The 23,261-nt window shown below is 67.9% G+C and carries 17 protein-coding genes and 1 tRNA gene; 15 read left to right on the top strand and 3 right to left on the bottom strand.

Features of this window, described 5'->3' with window-relative positions; all coding sequences use genetic code 11:
• Positions 1-6 precede the first annotated feature (6 nt).
• Positions 7-1,449, bottom strand: a complete 1,443-nt coding sequence (locus AC0CH3_RS12980) for a DcaP family trimeric outer membrane transporter (RefSeq protein WP_465237978.1) — start codon at positions 1,447-1,449, stop codon at positions 7-9.
• A 147-nt stretch (positions 1,450-1,596) separates the two neighbouring features.
• On the opposite strand from AC0CH3_RS12980, the gene acs reads away from it, so the two are divergent.
• The 3 genes from acs to AC0CH3_RS12965 all read left to right on the top strand — a co-directional run bounded on the left by acs (position 1,597) and on the right by AC0CH3_RS12965 (position 5,086).
• Complete coding sequence (acs, locus tag AC0CH3_RS12975; protein ID WP_465237977.1) at positions 1,597-3,552, top strand: acetate--CoA ligase; 1,956 nt, start codon at positions 1,597-1,599, stop codon at positions 3,550-3,552.
• Positions 3,549-4,196, top strand: coding sequence for a response regulator transcription factor (locus tag AC0CH3_RS12970; RefSeq protein ID WP_056022737.1), 648 nt, complete (start codon positions 3,549-3,551; stop codon positions 4,194-4,196). The genes acs and AC0CH3_RS12970 overlap by 4 nt, the downstream gene beginning before the upstream one ends.
• Positions 4,197-4,297: 101 nt before the next feature.
• Entirely contained in the window at positions 4,298-5,086 is a 789-nt protein-coding gene (locus tag AC0CH3_RS12965; RefSeq protein ID WP_056022734.1) for a hypothetical protein, read from the top strand.
• Between the two features lie 4 nt (positions 5,087-5,090).
• On the opposite strand, the gene AC0CH3_RS12960 is transcribed toward AC0CH3_RS12965, so the two are convergent.
• Positions 5,091-8,414, bottom strand: a complete 3,324-nt coding sequence (locus AC0CH3_RS12960; RefSeq protein ID WP_354299691.1) for a PAS domain-containing hybrid sensor histidine kinase/response regulator — start codon at positions 8,412-8,414, stop codon at positions 5,091-5,093.
• A gap of 195 nt (positions 8,415-8,609) precedes the next feature.
• On the opposite strand from AC0CH3_RS12960, the gene AC0CH3_RS12955 reads away from it, so the two are divergent.
• The 12 genes from AC0CH3_RS12955 (at position 8,610) to AC0CH3_RS12900 (ending at position 23,021) form a co-directional block, all read left to right on the top strand.
• On the top strand, positions 8,610-10,244 hold the full coding sequence (locus AC0CH3_RS12955; protein WP_056022727.1) for an NAD(P)/FAD-dependent oxidoreductase: 1,635 nt from the start codon (positions 8,610-8,612) through the stop codon (positions 10,242-10,244).
• A 60-nt stretch (positions 10,245-10,304) separates the two neighbouring features.
• Positions 10,305-11,303, top strand: coding sequence for a cell wall hydrolase (locus AC0CH3_RS12950; protein WP_354299689.1), 999 nt, complete (start codon positions 10,305-10,307; stop codon positions 11,301-11,303).
• A gap of 73 nt (positions 11,304-11,376) precedes the next feature.
• Positions 11,377-11,601: a hypothetical protein gene (locus AC0CH3_RS12945; protein ID WP_354299687.1), complete on the top strand. Its 225-nt coding sequence runs from the start codon at positions 11,377-11,379 to the stop codon at positions 11,599-11,601.
• A gap of 97 nt (positions 11,602-11,698) precedes the next feature.
• Positions 11,699-13,006: a dicarboxylate/amino acid:cation symporter gene (locus AC0CH3_RS12940; RefSeq protein ID WP_354299685.1), complete on the top strand. Its 1,308-nt coding sequence runs from the start codon at positions 11,699-11,701 to the stop codon at positions 13,004-13,006.
• Between the two features lie 143 nt (positions 13,007-13,149).
• Positions 13,150-14,745, top strand: coding sequence for an isocitrate lyase (locus tag AC0CH3_RS12935; protein WP_354299684.1), 1,596 nt, complete (start codon positions 13,150-13,152; stop codon positions 14,743-14,745).
• Positions 14,746-14,911: 166 nt separating this feature from the next.
• Positions 14,912-15,589, top strand: coding sequence for an ABC transporter ATP-binding protein (locus tag AC0CH3_RS12930; RefSeq protein WP_354299682.1), 678 nt, complete (start codon positions 14,912-14,914; stop codon positions 15,587-15,589).
• Positions 15,586-18,093, top strand: a complete 2,508-nt coding sequence (locus AC0CH3_RS12925; RefSeq protein ID WP_465237976.1) for an FtsX-like permease family protein — start codon at positions 15,586-15,588, stop codon at positions 18,091-18,093. Before AC0CH3_RS12930 ends, AC0CH3_RS12925 begins: the two co-directional genes overlap by 4 nt.
• Positions 18,093-19,154, top strand: coding sequence for a lipocalin-like domain-containing protein (locus AC0CH3_RS12920; protein ID WP_354299679.1), 1,062 nt, complete (start codon positions 18,093-18,095; stop codon positions 19,152-19,154). The genes AC0CH3_RS12925 and AC0CH3_RS12920 overlap by 1 nt, the downstream gene beginning before the upstream one ends.
• 95 nt (positions 19,155-19,249) lie before the next feature.
• Positions 19,250-20,272 (top strand): sulfate ABC transporter substrate-binding protein, encoded by a 1,023-nt coding sequence (locus AC0CH3_RS12915; RefSeq protein WP_465237975.1) that lies wholly within the window; start codon positions 19,250-19,252, stop codon positions 20,270-20,272.
• 30 nt (positions 20,273-20,302) lie between these two features.
• Entirely contained in the window at positions 20,303-21,157 is an 855-nt protein-coding gene (cysT, locus tag AC0CH3_RS12910) for a sulfate ABC transporter permease subunit CysT (RefSeq protein WP_354299675.1), read from the top strand.
• Entirely contained in the window at positions 21,154-21,993 is an 840-nt protein-coding gene (gene cysW, locus AC0CH3_RS12905) for a sulfate ABC transporter permease subunit CysW (RefSeq protein ID WP_082446088.1), read from the top strand. The genes cysT and cysW overlap by 4 nt, the downstream gene beginning before the upstream one ends.
• Positions 21,990-23,021: a sulfate/molybdate ABC transporter ATP-binding protein gene (locus AC0CH3_RS12900; RefSeq protein WP_354299673.1), complete on the top strand. Its 1,032-nt coding sequence runs from the start codon at positions 21,990-21,992 to the stop codon at positions 23,019-23,021. The genes cysW and AC0CH3_RS12900 overlap by 4 nt, the downstream gene beginning before the upstream one ends.
• Positions 23,022-23,062: 41 nt before the next feature.
• On the opposite strand, the gene AC0CH3_RS12895 is transcribed toward AC0CH3_RS12900, so the two are convergent.
• Positions 23,063-23,147, bottom strand: a tRNA-Leu gene (locus AC0CH3_RS12895).
• Positions 23,148-23,261 lie beyond the last annotated feature (114 nt).

Raw genomic sequence — 23,261 nt, 5'->3', positions numbered from 1 at the left:
CGCCGTCTAGAACGAGTAGCGCGCGGCCAGCTCACCGCGGTCGAGCTTGCCGACCTGCCCGTCGACCAGCCGGCGCTCGGCGTGACGGAATTCGACCCCCAGATCGATGTTCTTGATCGGCGAATAGAACAGGTTGGCGGACGAGCTCCACACGGAGGCGCTCGCGCCGATCGGCTCGCCGCCGGTCGGATAATCGATCCCCTGGACGCTCCCGATAAAGGTCGAGCGGAGCTTGTCGGTCCAGCCGAGCTTGAGCGCGGCAAAACCCGCGGTCACGCTCGGCGTGTACAGCCTAGCCCCCGGCACGGGCAGGAACACCGCGTCCGGCGCGAGATTGAGCCCGACATAGCGCCCGATGCCATCGCCATGCGTGACCATGAACCGGATGTCCGAACGCCCGGCGGTATCGAGCGGAACCTTGCCCGCAAACGACACGCCCCACCCGTTCGCGCTGTCTTTCAGCGTGCCGGTGTCGATCGTCAGCTTGCGCGCCAAGCCCGCCAGCGAGAATTCGCCGAAGCCCGTCTTGTAGTTCAGCCGTGCGGCGACGTCAGGAAGCCGGTCGTCGGCATTCTCGACGATGGCCGCCGAGGCGAGACCGGTCGAGGCGGTTTCCGGATTTTCCGCCGCAACCGCGAGCGTGAGCGTATCGCTCAGCTTGCGCGTGTAGCGGACCTGCGCCTGCCGCACGAACACGCTCCCTTCGGACGGGCCGACAAAGTCGGTCGTCTCGGGTAGCGCGCCGATATACTGGAACGTCGTCCATTCCTGGCCGAACAGCCAGTTGTCGAACGTGAAGAACGCGCGGCGCAGTCCCGGATTATACCCGCTGACGACACGCTGGTTGCCCTGCGATCCTGGAACGACCTGGAAATCGAGTTCGATCAGCCCCTTGAGGCTATGCCCCGCGACGGGCGTCTCGGTCGCCATGACGATCCGCGTCTGCTTGGCATGGCCCTCGACGCTGTTGCCCTCGTTGCGGCCACCGACCGGGATCATCGACGGGAAATAGAAGTCACGGCCGACCGACTCGGGCGGAATGTTGCCGCCGCTATACCGGCTGACCGATGCCCAAGTCTTAAGGAAGCCGTTGAGCTTGACCGTCGTTCCCGCAACCTTGAACCCGTCGGTGGGCGCAGGACCGGGCGACGCCGGTTTTGCCTCGGCAATCGCGGTCGGCGCGGTCGCACCGCCCGGTCTTGCGGTCGGCGCCGTCACCGGTGCCGCGGCAAGCGCGGTCGGCGGTGTCGACGACGTGACCGGCGGCGGCGTAGCAGCAGATGTGCGCGCCGCGGTCAGCTCGCCACGCAGATCCTGGACCGCAGCCTCGAGCGCCTTGAGACGCGTCTCGAGCTCGATCTCGCGTGCTGTCTGCGCATGCGCCGCGCTGGGTGCGATACCCACAAGTGCGGTGCCAACCAATAGCGCTGTATATACCGATCGTCTCATCCGTACCTCCAACCTGCCTCACCGGTCTGGCGCGTGAATACAGGCCTCGATGAAATGCCTGATCGCCGCCATGGGGGCATCCCTGACTTTGGTTGGGGGTGATCGAACCGGGGGAACCGTTTACGACGGCGGGAAAAGGAGAGTTCGATGACCGAGGCCAGCTATCCCGTCCCCGCGGAATGGGCGAAGGACGCCCTGATCGATGCCGCCGCCTATGACCGGATGTATGCGGAGGCCGCGACCGATCCCGACACCTTCTGGGCGAAGGAGGCCAAACGCCTCGACTGGATCGTCGCTCCGACGAAGATCAAGGACACGTCGTTCGACGAGAGCGACTTCCGGATCCGCTGGTTCGAGGATGGGCAGCTCAACGTCGCCGCCAACTGCGTCGACCGCCACGCCGACGCCCGCCCCGACGCGACCGCGATCCTGTGGGAAGGCGACAACCCCGACGAGTCGCGCAAGATCAGCTACGCCGAACTGCGCGACGAAGTGTCGAAGCTCGCCAACTGCCTGAAGTCGCGCGGCGTCAGGAAGGGCGACCGCGTCACGATCTACCTGCCGATGATCCCCGAGGCGGCGTTCGCGATGCTCGCCTGCGCGCGGATCGGCGCGATCCACTCGGTCGTCTTCGGCGGCTTCTCGCCCGAGAGCCTGTGCAACCGCATCCACGACTGCGACAGCCGCGTCGTCATCACCGCCGACGAGGGCCTGCGCGGTGGCAAGACGGTGCCGCTCAAGGCGAATGTCGATGCCGCGCTCGACCACGGCGATCTTGGCGTCGAGGCGGTCATCGTCGTCCGCCGCACGGGCGGCAAGGTCGTGATGACCGAGGGTCGCGACTGCTGGTATCATGATTGCATCGCCGCCCAGTCGACCGACTGCGCGCCCGAGCCGATGAACGCCGAGGACCCGCTGTTCATCCTCTACACCAGCGGCTCGACCGGCCAGCCCAAGGGCGTGCTCCACACCAGCGGCGGCTATCTGGTCTGGGCGTCGATGACGCACGAATACGTCTTCAACTACCGCCCCGGCGAGATCTTCTGGTGCGCAGCGGACGTTGGCTGGGTGACCGGCCACACCTATTCGCTCTACGGCGCGCTCGCGAACGGCGCGACGACGGTGATGTTCGAGGGCGTCCCCAACTATCCCGACCACAGCCGCTTCTGGCAGATCGTCGACAAGTACCAGGTCAACATCCTCTACACCGCGCCGACCGCGTTGCGTTCGCTGATGCGCGAGGGCGACGACTGGGTGACGCGCACCAGCCGCAAGTCGCTGCGCCTGCTCGGGTCGGTCGGCGAGCCGATCAATCCCGAAGCGTGGAACTGGTATCACAACGTCGTCGGCGACGGCCGCTGCCCGATCGTCGACACCTGGTGGCAGACCGAGACGGGCGGCCACATGATCAGCCCCCTCCCCGGCGCGACCGCACTCAAGCCCGGCAGCGCGACCAAGCCGCTGTTCGGCGTGCTCCCAGAACTGGTCGATGCGGAGGGCAAGGTGCTCGACGGCGCGGTCGAGGGCAACCTCGTCATCGCCGACAGCTGGCCCGGCCAGATGCGCACCGTGTGGAACGACCACGAGCGCTTCTTCCAGACCTATTTCTCGACCTATCCGGGCAAGTATTTCACCGGTGACGGCTGCCGCCGCGACGAGGACGGCTATTACTGGATCACCGGCCGTGTCGACGACGTCATCAACGTCAGCGGCCACCGCATGGGCACTGCCGAGGTCGAGAGCGCGCTCGTCGCGCATGCCAAGGTCGCCGAGGCCGCGGTCGTCGGGATGCCGCACGACGTGAAGGGCCAGGGCATCTATGCCTATGTCACGCTGAACGCCAACGCCGAGACGAGCGAGGCGCTACGCAAGGAGCTCGTCCAGTGGGTCCGCCGCGAGATCGGGCCGATCGCGACGCCCGACATCCTCCAGTTCGCGCCCGCCTTGCCCAAGACGCGCTCGGGCAAGATCATGCGCCGCATCCTGCGCAAGATCGCGGAGAACCAGCTCGACCAGCTCGGCGACACCTCGACGCTCGCCGATCCGGCGGTCGTCGACGCGCTGATCGAAGGGCGCAGGGAGGCGCTGGCCGAACCCGCATGATCGATCCCGCCGTCCCGCCCGGTGGTCGGACGATCCTGATCGCCGACGATCACCCGCTCTTCCGCCAGGCACTCAAGCTGGCGGTCAGCCGCGCCGCGCCCGATGCGACGGTCATCGAGGCGGGACAGCTCGGCGAGGCGATCGATGCGACCCGCGCGGCCGGGCGGCTGGACCTGATCCTGCTCGATCTGCGGATGCCGGGCTCGGAGGGATTTGCGGGGGTCGCGCTGCTGCATGCCGAACGGCCCGCGACACCGATCGTCGTGATCTCGTCCGCCGACGAGAATGAGGCAGCGCCCCGCGCGCGCGCCTATGGCGCGGTCGGTTTCGTATCGAAGACCGCCGATCTCGCCATGCTCGAAAACGCGGTCGCGCGTGCGCTGGCCGGGGAGATCGATCCGATACCCCGGGCGCTTCCCGCCGACGACCTGTCGAGCCGCGTCGCGACGTTGACGCCGACCGAATTGAAGGTCCTGCTCGGGGTCTGCGCGGGTCGCCTCAACAAACAGGTCGCGTTCGATCTCGGTATCTCGGAGGCGACGGTGAAGGGGCACATGACCGCGATCCTGCGCAAGCTCGAGGTGCAGAACCGGACGCAGGCGGTTCTTGCCGCGCGCGCGCTCGACATCCATTTCGATGACTGATGCGTAAGCCCGGCCGGGCGGACGTCGTTGCGTAGACCGATCGACCCGCGTCTGCCGCGACGTCTTGCGACGCTGTCCCGCGCCGTCTAGGCACAGCGCAGATGGCTTCGACGTCCTATCTGTCCGCGTCGAGCCGATCGCGTCCCCCGCTCTGGCGGCGCGCAGGGTCGTTTCTGCTCGCGATCGTCGCGCACATCGTCGTCATCCTGCTGTTGCTGCGTCTCGCGCCAAACGTGACCAAACCCGAGCCCGCGCCGCCACCCAGCACGTTCCGCTTGCTCCCCGACCGTGAGGACCGCCCCGAAACGCCGCAGCGGCCGATCGTCGAAAAGGCCAAGCTCGTCGCAGGCGGCGCGTCGCCCCGCTCGCCCAAGCCCCCCGCTGCCGCCCCGGCGTCCGATCCGCGCCCGACCACCCCTGCCCCGGCGTTTCCCAAGATGCTCGCAGGCGGCATGGAGTTGTTCGACTCGGCGGACATCTCGAAAATCCAGTCGCAGCCCAGCGAGCGCAGCGACGGCGGCTCGGACACCGATGGCGCGGGCGCAGGCAAGGACAGCGGTTCCGCCTACGGTCCCGGCGAAGGCCCTGGTGGCCAGCGGCTCTACAACGCCGAATGGTATGTCGAACCCAGCCATGCCGAACTCGCCGGCTATCTGCCCAACGGCGCGCCGCCGGGGAGCTGGGCGCTGATCGCCTGCCGCACGATCGAGAATTACAAGGTCGAGAATTGTCGTGCGCTCGGCGAATCCCCGCCGGGATCGGGTCTTGCGCGCGCGATGCGTCAGGCGGCGTGGCAGTTCCGCGTGCGTCCGCCCCGCGTCGGCGGCAAGACGATGGTCGGCGCGTGGGTCCGCATCAAGATCGACTTCTCGAGCGGACCGCTGAAATAACGCGTCAGACCGCGGCTGCCGCTGCCGACGCGCGTTCGAGAAAGCCCCAGAGCTCGGCCGGTACGACGGGCTTGGCAAGGATTGTGATCCCCGCGCTCCGCGGATCGTCCCCGACATGCCGGTCGGCGGTCACCAGCGCGATCGCCGGCGCCGGGCTCATCGCTGCGAGCCGTGCCGCGACATCCAGCCCGTCCTCGGCCGCCTCGAGGTGAAAATCGATCAGCGCGACCTCGGGCTCCTCGTCCGCCGCCAATGTCATCGCCTCGGCGATCGTCGCGGCAAGCAACGGCACGCACCTGCGCGACCGGAGCGCCGCATCGAGCGCGACAAGCGTGGCAGCGTCGTTGTCGAGGCACAGGACGCGCAGCCCCGGCGGCAGGGTCCGCGCGACCGTCGCGACCGGTACCGCCGCAGGTAGAGTCGCACGCATCGCGGAGGGCACGCGCACCGCAAAGGTCGACCCGCTTCCCCGGCGCGACCGCAATTCGATCGGCAGGTTGAGCAACTGCCCGATCCGCCGGACGATCGCCAGCCCAAGCCCGACCCCGCCGCCCGCACTGCCCTTGCTTTCGACGCGTTCGAACTCGGCGAAGATCCGGTCGCGATCACCCGCCGCGATCCCCGGGCCGCTGTCGCGTACTTCAATCAGCACGTCCGCGCCGCGCCGCCGCGCACCGACCCAGATCCGTCCCGACGGCGTGTAGCGCACGGCGTTCGACAGGAAATTCTGCAGGATCGACCGCAGCAGCGACCGGTCGGTGGCGACCACCTGCACCCCGGGATGCGCGTGCAGCGCCAGCCCGCGCTCACCCGCCAGCGGCCTGAATTCCGCCGCGAGCTCGTCGATCAGGTCGCCGATCACGAACCGTTCGATCTTGGGCACAACGCCCCCCGCATCGAGCCGCGAGACGTCGAGCAGCGCACGCAGCAGGATGTCGGCGGATCCGATCGCCCCATCGATCGCACGGACCAGATCCGCCTGGTGCGGCGCCTTGCCCTCGTCGAGCGCGGCGCAGAAGAGCCGGGCCGCGTGCAACGGCTGGAGGAGGTCGTGGCTCGCGGCGGCAAGGAACCGCGTCTTGTCGCGCGTCGCGGTCTCGGCGTGCATCCGCGCCTCGTCCAGCATCGTGTTCGATCGCGCCAAATCGCGCGTGCGCGCCTCGACGCGCATCTCGAGTTGCGCCTGTGCCGCCTTTTCCGCGGTGATGTCGGTAAAGCTCTGGACATACCCGCCCCCCGGCATCGCGCGGCCGACCGTCTTGATCCAGCGCCCCGACGGTCGCAGCCGCTCGAAGCTGTGCGGCAACCCCCGCATCAGGTGCGCGAGCCGCCGCGAGACATGCGCGTCGACTCCGCCCGGGCCGCATTCGCCGCGCTCCGCATTGTAGCGGATCAGGTCGGCGATCGGCCGGCCCGCGATCACATAGCCCTCGGGATAGTCGAACATCTCGACATAGCGCGGATTCCACGCGACCAGCCTCAGGTTCGCATCGATCACGCTCACACCCGGGTCGATCGTTTCGAGCGTCGCCGACAGCAGCGACCGCGAGAATCGGAGACTGCGCCCGCGCTGGTCGAGCAGCCGGACGACGTCGCCGACTTCCATCGCGGACCCGGCGAGGCTCGACGTCACGATCAGTCGCGCCGATGGCGCTCCGATCACGCCGGCGATCAGCCGCTCCGCCAGCCGCGCGGCGCGCCCGTCGATCGGCGATTGCGGATCGCGCGACAACAGGTCGAGTCCTTCGGCGGCTTCGGCATCACCGACGAACCGTGCGACGAGGCCCTTGAGCTCGCCGAACGTCGTCACATGGTCGAGCACGCTATGCCGCCCGCCGAACACGCGACGGCGCTCGCTGTAGAGATGAAGCCCGGCCATCAGCGCGATGTTGACGCCGAGACTCCACGCGGTCCCGTTGACCAGCGGCGATCCCAGCGACAGCCGCAGCAATGCGTCGGGATCGAGCAGCCCGCCCGTCGCGCGCGTGATGCTGTCCCCGAAGCCCCAGCGGATCGACGGCATCAGCAGGCAATAGGCCCAGACGATCACCCCGCCGATCAGCCCGCCGCGCGCCGCACGTGCATCGGCGAAACCCCAGGAAACCGTCGCCACCAGCGCGGGGGCGAACTGCGCGACACCGGCAAACGCGATCAGCCCGATCGACGCGAGCGACAGCTCGTCGCCGATGCTCGTGCCGTACAGCAACGCCGCGCCGACGATCGCGCCGATGATGATCCGCCGCACGCGCAGCAGCCGACGGCCGAGATCGCCCTCGCCGCCATCGGTCTGCCGGCGCAGCAGCAGCGGCGCGAGCAGGTCGTTCGTCGCCATTGTCGACAGCGCGATCGTCTCGGTTACCACCATCGCCGTGGCCGCCGAGAAGCCACCGATGAACGCCATCAGCGCGAGCGGATCGCTGTCGCGCGACAAGGGTATCGCGAGCACATACAGGTCGGGGCGTATCGTTGCGGGCAGCATCGCCATTCCGGCGAGCGCGAGCGGCAGGACCATCACCGATATCACCGCGAGGTACGCGATGAACGGCCAGCGCGCGCGCGCGATCGCGCCGGGGTTCCGCGCCTCGAGGATGCCGACATAGAATTGGCGGGGCAGGCATATGATCGCGCACGCCGACAGCAAGGTGCGGATGAAGAAGTCGGGCGTCAGCGCACCGGGGGCAAATCCGTCCGCGAACTGCGTCAGCGAGGCGTCCGTCGCGGTCGGCGGAAGCCCGACGAGCAGCCACAAGGCAAACCCGCCCAGCGCGACGAAACACAGCAGCTTGATCAGCGATTCCGCCGCGATCGCCGCGACGACCCCCTCGTTACCGCCTGCGACCTCGTAGCGCCGCGCACCGAAACTGATCGCGAACGTCGCCAGCAGCAACGCGACGAGCGGCCCGACCAGCGCCGATCCGCCGATCCCGATCAGCGCACCGAAACTCAGCGTCACCGACCGCAGCTGCAGCGCGATATACGGGATCGATGCGACGAGCGCGGTGCCCGCGACGATCGCCGCGGTGCCGCGGTTGCGCCCGTAGCGCGCGGAGATGAAGTCCGCGATCGAACTCGAGCCTTCGTCGCGCGCCAGCCGGACCAGCTTCGCGAGGAATCCGGGGGCGAGCAGGAAGACCAGCGCGGGCCCAAGATAGATCGACAGATAGTCCCAGCCCTGCGTCGCCGCCGTGCCGACCCCGCCGAAGAACGTCCAGCTGCTGCAATATACCGCGAGCGACAGCGGATACGCGATCCGCGCCATCCGCACCGAAAGCCCGCGCCGGTCCACCACCCACGCGATCCCGAACAGCGCCGCCCCATAGGCAAGCATCGCGGCGATGACGACGGCGCTGTTGATCGATCGACATCCCTGTGGTGGCCCTTAACAGCACCGTGCAGAACCCGGCCCCCGACGGCAAGCCCTGGCGGAGTCCCACAATCCCCCCAACCACCGCTCAAGGCGGTCGTGTCGCGAACGCGCACCGCGCGACATGGCGAAATCCGCAACGCCGCGTTACAGGGCCCCATGCTGCGCATTACCGAACTCAAGCTTCCGCTCAACCACGCCGACGAAGCGATCCCCGCAGCGGTCTGCAAGCGACTGCGGATCACCCCGCGCGAACTCATCCGCTATACCGTCGCCCGCCGCGCGCACGACGCGCGCGACAAGATGGACATCCAGCTCGTCTATTCGATCGACGTCACCGCGAAGAACGAGGCGACGATCCTCGCGCGGTTTCGCAAGGACCGCCACGTCAACACGACCCCCGACACCGGCTATCGTCACGTCGCCAAGGCGCCGGAGACGCCGGCCGCACGACGTCCGGTCGTCGTCGGCACCGGTCCGTGCGGCCTGTTCGCCGGGCTCATCCTCGCGCAGATGGGGTTCCGCCCGATCATCCTCGATCGCGGCAAGCTGGTTCGCGAACGCACCAAGGACACCTGGGGTCTCTGGCGTCGCAGCGTCCTCAACCCCGAGTCCAACGTCCAGTTCGGCGAAGGCGGCGCGGGCACATTCTCCGACGGCAAGCTGTGGAGCCAGATCAAGGATCCGCGCCACCTCGGCCGCAAGGTCATCACCGAGTTCGTCAAGGCCGGCGCACCGCCCGAGATCCTGACCGAGGCGCATCCGCATATCGGCACGTTCCGGTTGGTGACGATGGTCGAGGCGATGCGCGAGACGATCGAGTCGCTTGGCGGTGAATATCGCTTCGAACACCGCGTCGACGACCTCGACATCGCGGTCGACGACGACGGTACGCGCCGGCTTCGCGGTCTCCACCTTCACACCGGCGAGTATCTCGAGGCGGATCACGTCGTGCTCGCGGTCGGGCACAGCGCGCGCGACACCTTCCACATGCTGCACGATCGTGGCGTGTATCTCGAGGCCAAGCCGTTCTCGATTGGCGTGCGCATCGAACATCCGCAATCCTGGATCGACCAGGCGCGGTTCGGCCCCTGCGCAGGGCATCCCGACCTCGGCGCCGCCGCCTACAGCCTCTCGCATCACTGTTCGAACGGCCGCACGGTCTACAGCTTCTGCATGTGCCCGGGTGGCACGGTCGTCGCCGCGACGTCGGAGCCCGGTCGCGTCGCGACCAACGGCATGAGCCAGTATTCGCGCAACGAACGCAACGCCAATTCGGGGCTCGTCGTCGGCATCGATCCCGCGCGCGACTATCCCGGCAATCCGCTCGCCGGCATCGAACTGCAGCGGCACTGGGAGTCGCGGGCCTATGTCGCCGGTGGTTCCGACTACAAAGCCCCTGCACAGCGGCTGGGCGATTTCCTCGCGGGCCGACCATCGACCGCGCTCGGGACGGTGATCCCGTCCTACCGCCCGGGTGTGCATCTCACCGACCTTGCCGAATGCCTGCCCGATTTTGCGGTCAGCGCGATGCGCGAAGCGCTCCCCGTCTTCGGCCGCGACATTCCCGGCTATGACCACCCCGACGCGGTACTCACCGGTGTCGAGACCCGCACCTCGTCCCCCGTCCGCATCACGCGCGGCGACGACTTTCAGAGCCTCAACACGATCGGGCTGTTTCCCGCGGGCGAAGGTGCCGGCTATGCGGGCGGCATCCTCTCGGCGGGTGTCGACGGGATCAAGGTTGCCGAGGCCGTCGGGCTGAGCCTCGTCGCCGCCGCGCCGGCGAGTTAACCAGTATCTAAGATACGGGCGGTACGTGCGGGGTTCCTGTCAGGACGCGCGATCCGCCTTATGCTCAAGAGAACATTGCTGGGGTTCACGGCGATCGCCGCCAGCACGTCGTGCGTTCCGCCCGCGCTGCGTCAGGCCGGCCACGTCGCCGCGGTTCCCGTCCGCGACGCCGCCGAAGCCCGCACATTGCTTGCCGGGCTCGCGCTCGACGCACCGGTCGAGCCGCTCGAACGCGCCTTCGCCAGCCCGGCCAGACTGACCGATGCGTTGCTGACGCCCGCCGCAGCCCCCGCGTTCACCGGCGCCGCCCGCAGCGAGAACGACCGTCAGCGGGCGATCGCGTGCCTGACCGCCGCGGTCTATTACGAGGCGCGGTCCGAATCCACCGACGGGCAGCGCGCGGTCGCGCAGGTCGTGCTCAACCGCGTCCGTGATCGCGCCTTCCCGCACAGCGTGTGCGGCGTCGTCTATCAGGGGTCGACGCGCCGCACCGGCTGCCAGTTCAGCTTCACCTGCGACGGCTCGATGAACCGTCCCCGCGACGAAAGCGCCTGGGCACGCGCGGCTTCGATTGCGCGCGCCGCCTTTGACGGGAGCGTCTTCGCGCCGATCGGGGCATCGACCTCGTATCACGCCGCCTCGATCCTGCCCTGGTGGGCGCCGAGCCTCAGCCGGGTCGGCGCGATCGGCGCGCACGTCTTCTATCGCTGGCGCGGCGCGATGGAACGCGCGCTGACCTTCCGTCAGCGCTATGCGGGCCTCGAGCCCGACCCTATCGCCGGACCCGCGACCGCGCTCGCCCCCACCACCGTCGCGTCCGGCTATACCGGCGCGATCGAGTCGAGCGTCACCGTACACCGTGGTCGAACGGCGCCGGATGCCGAGGTCATGGCGCCCTCGCCGCCTGCGTCGGCGCTCGCCTCGACCATGCCCTCCCCTCGTCTCCGACTGGCATCGGGCGTCCGCATCCATGTCGGCACCGCTCATGGCGGCGCGGTCATGGCAGCGAGCAGCCCATTGCCGGTGATCGCGATTTCCGAGGAAAGCGATCCGACCTGAACGCGCTTTTGGGGTGTCACATCGCGCCCCACGCGGTATCGCACGCCTCGATGCCCTGCTCCAGATCCCGCCGATGACCGCAAGCGAACTGCGCGACCGCCTCGTGACGGTACTGACCAGAGACCATCTCGGCGACCGCCGCCGGTGGCGGATGGCGGTGGGCGATGTGCGCGTCTATTCGATCGACACGCATCCGCACTGCAACTGGTCGGTCACGCCGTCGGGCAGCGCCGAAGACATCGATCGCATCGAGACGCTGGTCGATCGGTTCCGCGAGCAATTCCCCATCGTCCGCTGATTACGACAAGCTCGGCTATCCCGCGACGGACAGCGTCTTCGTTGCACATCACCGTGAAACCCCTGTAGCCCGGTCGGGTTTAGACGGGATGATGGCAATGCATACGTTACGGCGATCGTTCGGATTGCAGGTGTTGATCGGCATGATCAGCGGGCTCGCGCTCGGGTTTGTCGCGCGCAATCTGGGCGAGGGTTCGGGGCTTGCGGAGACGTTGCGCATCGTCGGCGAGATCTTCGTCCAGCTCCTGAAGACGCTTGTCGTACCGCTTGTCTTCACCGCGATCGTCGCCTCGATCGCCGCCCTCCGCAATCTCGACAACGCCCGCCGCCTCGTCATCAGCACGCTTGTCTGGTTCGCGATCACCGCGCTGATCGCTGTCACGATCGGCATCGCGCTCGGCCTGCTGATCCAGCCTGGCGTCACCGCCGGGGTAAATGCCGCAAGCGCGGTCGCGCCGAAGGCGGCTGGATCATGGCTCGACTTCCTGCGTGGTCTCGTGCCCGCGAACATTCTCGGGCTGGAGGCGTCGACCAAGCTGGCGGACGGCGCCGCGCGCACCGCCCTGTCGTTCAATGTCCTGCAGATCATCGTCATCGCGATCACGATCGGTGTTGCCGCGGTCCGGATCGGCGACGCCGGCGCACCGTTCCTCGCCTTTAACGCCTCCGCGCTCGCGCTATTCCGCCGCATCCTGCGCTGGGTCATCCGCCTTACGCCGATCGGGACCGGCGCGCTGCTCGGCAATGCGATCGTCCGCTATGGCTGGCAGTCGCTGTCCGCGCTCGGGGCGTTCAGCATCGCGGTCTATGCCGGCCTCGCACTGGTCCTGTTCGTCGTCTATCCCATATTGCTGATCGCCAACGGCCTGAGCCCGAAGCGCTTCTTTGCCGCCGCCTGGCCGGCGATCCAGCTCGGTTTCGTATCGCGGTCCTCGATCGCGACGCTCCCGGTCACCGAAGACGTCGTCGAGCGGGGGCTTGGCGTACCGCGAAGCTATTCCTCGTTCGCCGTACCATTCGCGGCGACGACGAAGATGGATGGGTGTGCCGCGATCTATCCCGCCGTGTCCGCGATCTTCGTCGCGCAATATTACGGCATTCCGCTCCACGCCGCCGATTATGTCCTCATCATACTCGTGTCCGTCCTCGGCTCCGCCGCAACCGCGGGTCTGACCGGCGCTGTCGTGATGCTGACGCTGACGCTGTCGACACTCGGGTTGCCGCTGGAAGGCGCGGGGCTCCTCCTCGCGATCGACCCGATCCTCGACATGGGCCGCACCGCGGTGAACGTCGCCGGCCAGGCGCTCGTGCCCACGATCGTGGCGAAGCGCAACGGGCTGCTCGAACAGACCTCTGACAATCCGAGCCACCAGATCCCGGCCGCGAGCACGACCGCCCCGGCCTGATCGGTTTTGTCAAGATCGTGACAACCGGACAGACGGCCATGAACGCCTGTGACACCTCGACGCTGTCGGAGGTGCGCTGACCGGGGCGGTCGCGTGTAATGCTGTGTACTCCCGCCGCATCAAACGCGGAACGAGGACGCAGCATGACCTTCCAGACCGACATCACGCATATCGACCACCTGATCGCCGCGCAGAACGGGACATGGGATGGGATCGCGTCCGAATCCGTCGCCCGGATGCGCGCGCAGAACCGGTTCCGCACGGGTCTCGACATCGCGCGGTACACGGCCGCGATCATGCGCAGCGATATGGCCGCCTACGACGCGGACCCTGCGCACTACACGCAGTCCTTAGGGTGCTGGCACGGGTTCATCGCGCAGCAGAAGATGATCAGCATCAAGAAGCATTTCGGCACGACCGACCGCCGCTATCTCTATCTGTCCGGCTGGATGGTGGCCGCGCTGCGAAGCGAATTCGGCCCATTGCCGGACCAGTCGATGCACGAAAAGACGAGCGTCCCCGCCTTGATCGAGGAGCTCTACACCTTCCTTCGCCAGGCCGATGCCCGCGAACTCGGCATGTTGTTCCGCGACATCGACGCGGCGCGCGCCGCGGGTAACGCCATAGAGGAAAAGCGCCTGCTCAACGCGGTCGAGAATCACCAGACGCACGTCGTCCCCGTCATCGCCGATATCGACGCGGGCTTCGGCAACGCCGAGGCGACATACCTGCTCGCACGCAAGATGATCGAGGCAGGCGCCTGCGCGCTCCAGATCGAGAACCAGGTCAGCGACGAGAAGCAGTGCGGACATCAGGACGGCAAGGTCACCGTGCCGCATGAGGACTTTCTCGCGAAGGTTCGCGCCTGCCGCTACGCGTTCCTCGAACTCGGCGTCGAGGACGGCATCATCGTCACGCGGACCGACTCGCTCGGTGCCGGGCTCACCAAGCAGATCGCCGTCAGCAAGGCGCCCGGTGATCTCGGCGATCAGTACAACTCCTATCTCGACTGCGAGGAGATCGATCCCGCGACCGCGCAGAATGGCGACGTCATCCTCAATCGCGACGGCAAGCTGCTCCGCCCGAAGCGCCTGCCCTCCAACCTGTTCCAGTTCCGCGCAGGCAGCGGCGAGGATCGCTGCGTGATGGATTGCATCGCCTCGTTGCAGAACGGCGCAGACCTGCTCTGGATCGAGACCGAGAAGCCGCACATCGAACAGATTGCGGGCATGGTCGACCGGATTCGCGAGGTCGTCCCCAATGCCAAGCTCGTCTACAACAACTCGCCGAGCTTCAACTGGACGCTGAACTTCCGCCAGCAGGTGTTTGATGCGTGGAGCGAAGCGGGTCGCGACGTCTCTGGCTATGACCGCGCACGGCTGATGAGCGTCGACTATGACGGCACTGCGCTCGGCGACGAGGCGGACGAACGCATCCGCACCTTCCAGGCGGATTCGGCGAAGCGTGCCGGCATCTTCCATCACCTGATCACGCTGCCGACCTATCACACCGCTGCGCTGTCGACCGACAATCTCGCCAGGGAGTATTTCGGCGATGCCGGGATGCTCGGTTATGTGAAGGGCGTCCAGCGCAAGGAAATCCGCGAGGGCATCGCCTGCGTGAAGCATCAGAACATGTCGGGCTCCGACCTTGGCGACGACCATAAGGAATATTTCGCCGGCGAGGCAGCGCTGAAGGCGGGCGGCGTGCACAATACGATGAACCAGTTCGCGGCCTGACACCGACGCCGGGGCGAAAGCTCCGGCGCGGATCCCAGACCGGCAGGCGGGTCGGGATGCCCGCCGCCACTGCGCTCGTTCCCCGCACGGATAACCCGCCCCCAAAGCAACGCAGGGCAACCCCGCCATGCTGTCCCCCGGAGACGCGCCGTGGCATGAGCGGACAATGCAAGCTCCCGCCCTCCTCGACGTCACCGCGCTGGAAAAGTCGGTGCCCGGTGGCCGCCAACTCTTCCGCGCGCTCGATCTCACCGCCAATCCCGGGGAGCTTATCGCGATCGTCGGCGAGAGCGGCGTTGGCAAATCGACGCTGCTCAACATCCTCGCCGGACTCGATACCGCGGATGCCGGGCAGGTCGCGGTCGAGGGCGTGACGCTCGGTACGCTGGACGAGGCCGCGCTGACGCATCTGCGCGCCACCCGCATCGGCTTCGTCTTCCAGGCTTTCCATGTCCTTCCCTATCTAACGCTTCGCCAGAACGTGGCGCTGCCGCTCGCGCTCGTCTCATCGGATAGCCGCGCCATCGCCACCCGCGCGCAGGCGATGCTCGAACGCGTGGGTCTCGGGACGCGCGGCGAAGGCTATGCGCGCGATCTGTCCGGTGGCGAGTTGCAGCGGGTCGCGATCGCCCGCGCGCTGGTCCACCGCCCCGCGCTGATCCTCGCCGACGAACCGACCGGCAATCTCGACCCCGAGACCGCCGCGAAGGTGCTCGATCTCTTTTCGCAGGCGGTGCGCGAAGACAAGGTCGCGGCGATCATCGTCACGCATTCCGAAGCTGCGGCGGCAGTTGCCGACATCGTCCTCACGTTGACCGCGACCGGGCTGGAACGCCGGGAGTGAGCGTTCTGTCCGCACGGCTCGCGCTTGTCTGGCTGGTCGTAGGCGAGTGGCGTGCGCATCCGGCACGCCTGGCGCTCACCGCCATCGCCATCGCGATCGGCGTCGCGCTCGGCTTTGCGGTCCACCTCGTCAACGGCTCGGCGCTGTCGTCGTTCGAGGGTGCGCTGCGTACCGTCAACGGCCGCGCCGACGTGCAGGTCAACGCGACGAGCCCGCTCGGCTTCGACGAGGCCCTCTACCCGCGCGTCGCCCGCGCGCCCGGCGTCGTCGACGCGAGCCCGGCCGTCGTCCTTCGCGCGACCATCGGGACGACGGGCTTCACGCTGCTTGGTCTCGACGTTCTGCGCGCGGCACAGATCACGCCGTCGCTGGTCGGGATCGTACCCACGGGCGTCGACCGCCGCTCCGACGCGGCGTTCGACGGCGATGCGCTGTTCCTGTCCGCCGCGGCGCTGCGCAACCTCCGCGTCGAACCCGGGCAGGCGGTGACGGTCTCGGCGAATGGCCGGACGACGTCGCTGCGTATCGCCGGGCGCCTTCCCGGCGTCGCCGAGGACCAGGCGATCGGCGTCGTCGACATCGCCACCGCGCAGTGGCGGTTCGGGCGGATCGGCCGGCTCGACCGTATCGACGTCGCGCAGGCCGAAGGTGCCGACACCACCCCGCTCGCGGCGATCCTGCCGCGCGACGCGGTGATCGGCACCGCCGCAAGCGACGCCGTCCGCAGCGATGCCTTGTCGCGCGCCTACCGCGTCAACCTCGACATGCTGGCCCTCGTCGCGTTGCTGACCGGCGGCTTCCTCGTCTTTTCCGCGCAGTCGCTGTCGGTCGCGCGACGGCTGCGCAGCTTTGCGCTGATCCGTACGCTCGGGCTGCCACGCAGCGGTATCGTCGCGACCGTCGCGTTCGAAGGGCTCGCGATCGGAACGATCGGCGCCACCCTCGGCCTGATGCTGGGCTATGCGCTTGCCTATGCCGCGCTCACGCGGTTCGGCGGCGATCTGGGCGCGGGCTATTTCGCGGATGGTCGTGTCCGTCTGACCTTTGCCCCGGTCGCAGCGGCCGGGTTCTTTGCGCTCGGGTTGCTCGCTGCCGTCGCGGGCAGCGTCCTCCCCGCCCGGATCGCCGCACGTGCCGCGCCCGCAGCGGCACTGCGCAATGCCGGCGACGTGATGGACCCGCGCGCGGCCGTGCCCTGGATCCCTGCCGCGATCCTGCTGGCGACCGGCGCCGCGATGGCACTCCTGCCCGCGATCAATGGCTTGCCGATCTTCGGGTTCGCCAGCATGGCCCTGATCCTCGCCGGCGGAATTGCGGGAATGCCCTGGCTGGCGCGCACGCTTTTGCGGCCCCTGGCGCGCCGCTCGGGCCGGCATGTTCCCGTCGATCTGGCGGTTCGCCACCTCCACGGCGCCCCCGGCGAGGCCGCGACCGCGCTGTGCGGGATCGTCGCGAGCACCGCGCTGATGATAGCCATGGCGGTGATGGTCACCAGCTTTCGCGGCGCGGTCGACGAATGGCTCGGACAGGTGCTCGCCGACGATCTCTACCTTCGCGTCGATGGCGCCGCGGGCTTCGATCCGGCCGCGCAGGCGGTCCTGCAGGCGACGCCCGGCGTCGCGTCGATCGCGTTCAGCAGACAGATTCCGCTGACGCTCGCCGCCGATCGCCCGCCGGTGACGCTGATCGCGCGCCCGGTCGCGACGGGTGGCGACCAGTCGCTCGTGCTGATCGAGGCCGCCGACGCGGTCCCCAAGGGCAGGACGCCGGTCTGGCTGTCGGAGCCTGCCGCGCGCATCTACGGCCTCCGCGTCGGCGATGCGGTGACGTTGCCGATCGCCGGTCGCTATGCCGTCGCCGGGATCTGGCGCGACTATGCGCGGCAGCAGGGCGCGATCGTCATCCGCGACACCGACTATACGCGCGCCACCGGCGACAGCACGCGCACCGAAGCCGCGATAAGGCTGGCGGGGGGCGCCGCAACGCAGACGGTTCAGCAAGCGCTCGTCCGACGATCGCCACGCGATCTGCGCAGCCGCGTGTCAATCGCCCGCCCCGCCACGCTGCGCCGCTATGCGCTCGAGCTGTTCGACCGGAGTTTCGCCGTGACCTATCTTCTCGAAGGCGTAGCGATCCTCGTCGGGCTTGCGGGCGTCGCCGCGACGATGTCGGCGCAGACGATCGCGCGCACGCGCGAATTCGGGATGCTGCGGCATATCGGGGTCTCGAAGCGCCAGATCGTCGCGATGCTGGCAAGCGAGGGTGGCCTGCTCGGGCTCGTCGGCGGCATCGCCGGCATCCTCCTCGGCGGGATCATGGCGCAGGTTCTCGTCCACGTGATCAACCCGCAATCGTTCAACTGGACGATGGCGACGCGCGTTCCCTGGGGGATCGTCGCGAGCGTCGCGGCAGCCTTGGTGGTCGCCGCAGCAGGCACCGCGACGATCGCGGGGCGCCGCGCGATCGCCGCCGATGCGGTCCGCATGGTGAGGGAGGATTGGTGATGCGCCGACTGCTCGCATTCGCAGCGCTCCTGCTAACGGCGGCGACGCCGGCTTCGACCGGACCCGCGGTCGTCCGCCCGGGCGCGCGCTTCGCGTTTCCCCGCGAACACGGCGCGCATCCCGAGTTTCGCACCGAATGGTGGTACGTCACGGGCCGGCTTGCCACCCCGGACAAGCGCGACCTCGGGTTTCAGATCACCTTCTTCCGGACCACGCCCGCCACCGATCCGGCCAATCCCAGCGCCTTTGCGCCGAAACAGATCCTGTTCGCGCATGCCGCGCTTTCGGACCCGCGTATCGGCCATCTGCTTCACGGCGAGCGCGCCGCGCGCGCGGGGTTCGGGCTGGCGCAGGCCCGGATCGGCGACACCGACGTCAGCCTGCGCGACTGGCGCATCCGCCGCCTGCCCGACGGTCGTTTCGTCACGCGCGTCACGACCGCCGATTTCGCGCTGTCGCTCACGCTGACCCCGCGCCAGCCGCCGCTGCTCGAAGGCGAGGACGGCTATAGCCGCAAGGGCCCCCGTCCCGAACAGGCCAGCTATTATTACTCGGTGCCGCATCTGTCGGTGTCGGGCCGGCTGGCCCGCAACGGCCAGGCCCAGCCGGTCACCGGACAGGCATGGCTCGACCGCGAATGGTCGTCCGACTATCTCGGCGGGGGCGCGGTGGGCTGGGACTGGACCGGGCTCAATCTCGACGATGGCGGCGCGCTGATGGCGTTCCGTATTCGCGGCGCGGGCGGGCGACAGATCTGGGCGGGCGGGTCGCTTCGCCGCAGGGACGGCCGCGTCGTCCGTTTCACGCCCGCCGATGTCCGCTTCGATCCGATCCGGCAATGGCGTTCGCCGCGGACCGGCGCGCTCTACCCGGTCGCGCAACGCCTCAGCGTCCGCCTGCCAGAGGGCGTGCGGCGGCTCGATCTCGTGCCGCTGTTTGCGGATCAGGAACTCGACGCACGGCGCAGCGGGATGCCCGTCTATTGGGAAGGCGCAGTGCGTACACGCGGCGGCAGCGGCTATCTCGAGCTCACCGGCTATGCGGCTCCGCTCAAGATGTAGACGTCACCGGATACCCAATCTTTTGCACGGCCAAGCTTTGCGGCTATTCCTTACGACCATCGACACGATAGGGATTGGAGGAAGCGGAGGACTGGATGACACTGAACCGAACGCATATCGGCCTTGCACTCGCGGCGATCGTCACGGGCTGCTCGTCTCCCTCCGGCACTGGCAAGGATGGCACGGTCGAACTGCTGAACGTCAGCTATGATCCCACGCGCGAGCTCTACCGCTCGGTCAACACCGCATTCGCCGCAAAGTGGAAGCAGGACACCGGCCAGACCATCAAATTCAACATGAGCCATGGCGGGTCGGGCAAGCAGTCGCGCGCGGTGATCGACGGGCTGGGTGCCGACGTCGTCACGCTGGCGCTCGCCTATGATATCGACGCGATCGCCGAACGTGCCAAGCTGCTCCCCGCCAACTGGGAAGCCCGCCTCCCCGACAACAGCGCACCCTATACGTCGACGATCGTCTTCCTCGTTCGCAAGGGCAACCCGAAACGGATCCGCGATTGGGCGGACCTCGTGAAACCGGGTGTTCAGGTCATCACCCCCAATCCCAAGACAAGCGGCGGAGCACGGTGGAATTTTCTCGCCGCCTGGGCCTATGGGCGAAAGGCAGGCGGGTCCGACGCTGCGGCGCAGGCCTATGTGACGCAGCTGTTCGGCCATGTCCCCGTGCTCGACTCCGGCGCGCGTGGAGCGACGACGACGTTTGTCGAACGCGGCCTGGGCGATGTGCTGATTGCGTGGGAGAACGAGGCCTTCCTGTCCGAAAAGGAACTCGGCGCCGGCAATTTCGACATCGTCGTCCCGTCGATCTCGGTGCTGGCGGAGCCCTCGGTGGCCGTGGTCGATGCCAACGCGAAGGCGCACGGCACCGAGAAGGTCGCCGACGCCTATCTGAAGTTCCTCTACACGCCTGAGGGTCAGGACATCGTCGCGAAGAACTATTACCGCCCGCGCGATCCCGCGGTCATGGCGCGCTATGCCAACGTCTTCCCGAAGATCGAGACGCAGACGATCCGCGATTTCGGCGGATGGAAGACTGCGCAGGCGCGCTTCTTCAACGATGGTGGCGTCTTCGACCGAATCTATTCGGGACCGAAGCGCTGACGCCGACGATGGACCGCAGGCAGGCATCTCATGGCTGAGCGCGCCTCTGTCGGGAAGCTTCGGTCGGTGCGGAGTTCGGTGATACCGGGATTTGGTCTTACCATGGGGCTGACGGTCGCCTGGCTGTGCCTGATCGTGCTGATTCCCCTGTCGACGATCTTCCTCCGCGCCGCGGGGCTTGGATGGGATGGGTTCGTCGCCGTCGGCCTGTCGCCGCGCGCGCTCTCGGCCTATCGCCTGAGCTTCGGCACGGCGTTCCTGGCTGCCATGGTCAACGCGGTGTTCGGGCTGCTGATCGCCTGGATCCTCGCGCGGTACGAATTTCCCGGCAAGAAGCTCGTCGATGCGGCGGTCGACCTGCCGTTCGCATTGCCAACCGCAGTCGCGGGTATCGCGCTGGTCTCGCTCTACGCCGAGAATGGCTGGATTGGGTCGATGCTCGCGCCACTCGGCGTCCGCGTCGCCTACACGCCGCTCGGCGTCGTCGTCGCGCTGATCTTCATCGGTCTGCCGTTCATCGTCCGATCGGTCCAGCCCGTCCTCGCCGACCTCGGCGCGGACGTCGAGGAAGCCGCGGCGACGCTTGGCGCGACCCGCTGGCAGACCTTCAGCCGCGTCATCCTTCCCGCGATCGCGCCCGCGCTGCTGACCGGGTTCGCACTCGCGTTCGCGCGCGGCGTCGGCGAATATGGCTCGGTGATCTTCATCGCCGGCAACATGCCCTACAAATCGGAGATCGCGCCGTTGCTGATCGTCACGCAGCTCGAGCAGTTCGATTATCCCGGCGCGACCGCGATCGCCTGCGTGATGCTGGTCGCGTCCTTCTCGATGCTGCTGCTCGTTAACATGCTCCAGGCATGGCGTGCCAAGCGGAGCGCGAAATGACCCGCGCCGCCGCAACCGAAAGCCCCCTGGGTCGGCGCGTCCTGATCGGCATCGGCATGGTCTTCCTCGCGCTGTTCCTCGCGCTGCCGCTCGTCGTCGTCTTCGTCCAGGCGTTCGCCAAGGGCTGGCCGATGTTTCTCGACGCGATCGCCGAGCCTGATGCGCGTGCCGCAATTCGCCTGACGCTTCTGGTCGCGGCGATCTCGGTCCCGTTGAACTGCGTGTTCGGCGTCGTCGCGTCGTGGGCGATCACGAAGTTCGAGTTTCGCGGGAAGAGCCTGCTGATCTCGCTGATCGACCTGCCCTTCTCCGTGTCACCGGTGGTCGCGGGTCTCATCTTCGTGCTGATGTTCGGCGCGCAAGGGTGGTTCGGCCCATGGCTGATCGCGCATAACTGGAAGGTCATCTTCGCGGTCCCGGGCATCGTGCTCGCCACGGTGTTCGTCACCTTCCCCTTCGTCGCGCGCGAGATCATCCCGCTGATGGCCGAGCAGGGGCGCGACGACGAGGAAGCGGCGGTGTCGCTCGGAGCGTCCGGGTGGCAAACGTTCTGGCACGTCACGCTCCCCAACATCCGCTGGGGGCTGCTCTACGGCGTGCTGCTGTGCAACGCGCGCGCCATGGGGGAATTCGGCGCGGTCTCGGTGGTTTCGGGACATATCCGCGGTCTCACGAACACGATGCCGCTGCATGTCGAGATCCTCTACAACGAATATGATTTTGTCGGCGCGTTCGCGGTCGCATCGCTGCTGGCGTCGCTGGCGCTGGTGACGCTGGTTCTGAAAAGTCTGCTCGAGTGGCGCTTCGGCTATCACCAGGCAAGGAGTGCGCATTGAGCATCGTCATCGACGCCCTTTCGAAACGGTTCGGCGCGTTCGCCGCGCTCAACGGCGTCACTCTGGAGGCACGCCCGGGCGAATTCCTCGCGCTGCTGGGTCCGTCGGGCTCGGGCAAGACGACGTTGCTGCGGATGATCGCGGGGCTCGACTTCCCCGATGCCGGGCACGTCCTCTTCGACGGCGTCGACATGACCGATACGCCGGCCGCCGAGCGCCGTATCGGCTTCGTCTTCCAGAATTATGCGCTGTTCCGGCACATGACCGTCGCGGACAATATCGCGTTCGGGCTCACCGTCCGCGCGCGCCGCGATCGTCCCGCCAAGGCGGACATCCGCGCGCGCGTCGCCGAACTGCTCGACCTGATCCAGCTTCCCGACCTCGGCCATCGCTATCCCGCGCAGCTGTCGGGCGGCCAGCGTCAGCGCGTCGCCCTCGCCCGCGCGCTCGCGGTCGAGCCGCAACTGCTCCTGCTCGACGAGCCGTTCGGTGCGCTCGATGCGAAGGTGCGCAAGGATTTGCGCCGCTGGCTGCGCGACCTACACGATCGGCTCGGTCTCACCTCGGTCTTCGTCACGCACGATCAGGAAGAGGCCCTCGAGCTCGCCGATCGCGTCGTCATCATGAACCGTGGGCTCATCGAACAGATCGGCACGCCGCGCGAGGTCTACGACACGCCCGCCACGCCGTTCGTCTCCGCCTTCGTCGGCGAGACCAACCAGATCCCCGTGACGATCGCGGGCGGACGCGCGGCTTACGCAGGACGACAGCTCGACGTGTCGACAGCCGGGATATCCGATGGCCCGGCCGAGCTGCACTTCCGGCCTCACCAGGCGGAGCTCGGGGCGGACGCTCCGGGGACGCTGCCGATCCTCGTCGGCCCCGCCCGGCAACGCGGCGGCGGGTGGCGGGTCGATGCCACGCTCGATGCACAACCGATCGAGTTCGACGTTTCCGGGCCGGTACCCGATCGCGGGACGCGCGCCGGCCTGCGCCTGACCGACGTGCAGCTCTTTCCGGTTCGCTGATATGAAAAGACCGGCCGCCGCTGGGCAGGCCGGTCATCGAGTGGTGCGGGTGGCCGGGGTCGAACCGGCACTCCTTTCGGAACAGGATTTTGAGTCCAGCGCGTCTACCAATTCCACCACACCCGCACACTCGCCGCGTCGGGCTCGAAGCCCGCTGCAGCGGCGGTTTCGCTAGCCCATGACGCAGTGCCCCGCAAGCACTCGACTGCATATACCACGCACAAAAAAAGGGCCCGCCGT

The sequence above is a fragment of the Sphingomonas sp. AC449 genome (genome assembly GCF_979253475.1).
The sequence above is the reverse complement of the archived record's forward strand: the minus strand, read 5'-3'. Positions and strand labels throughout refer to the sequence as shown.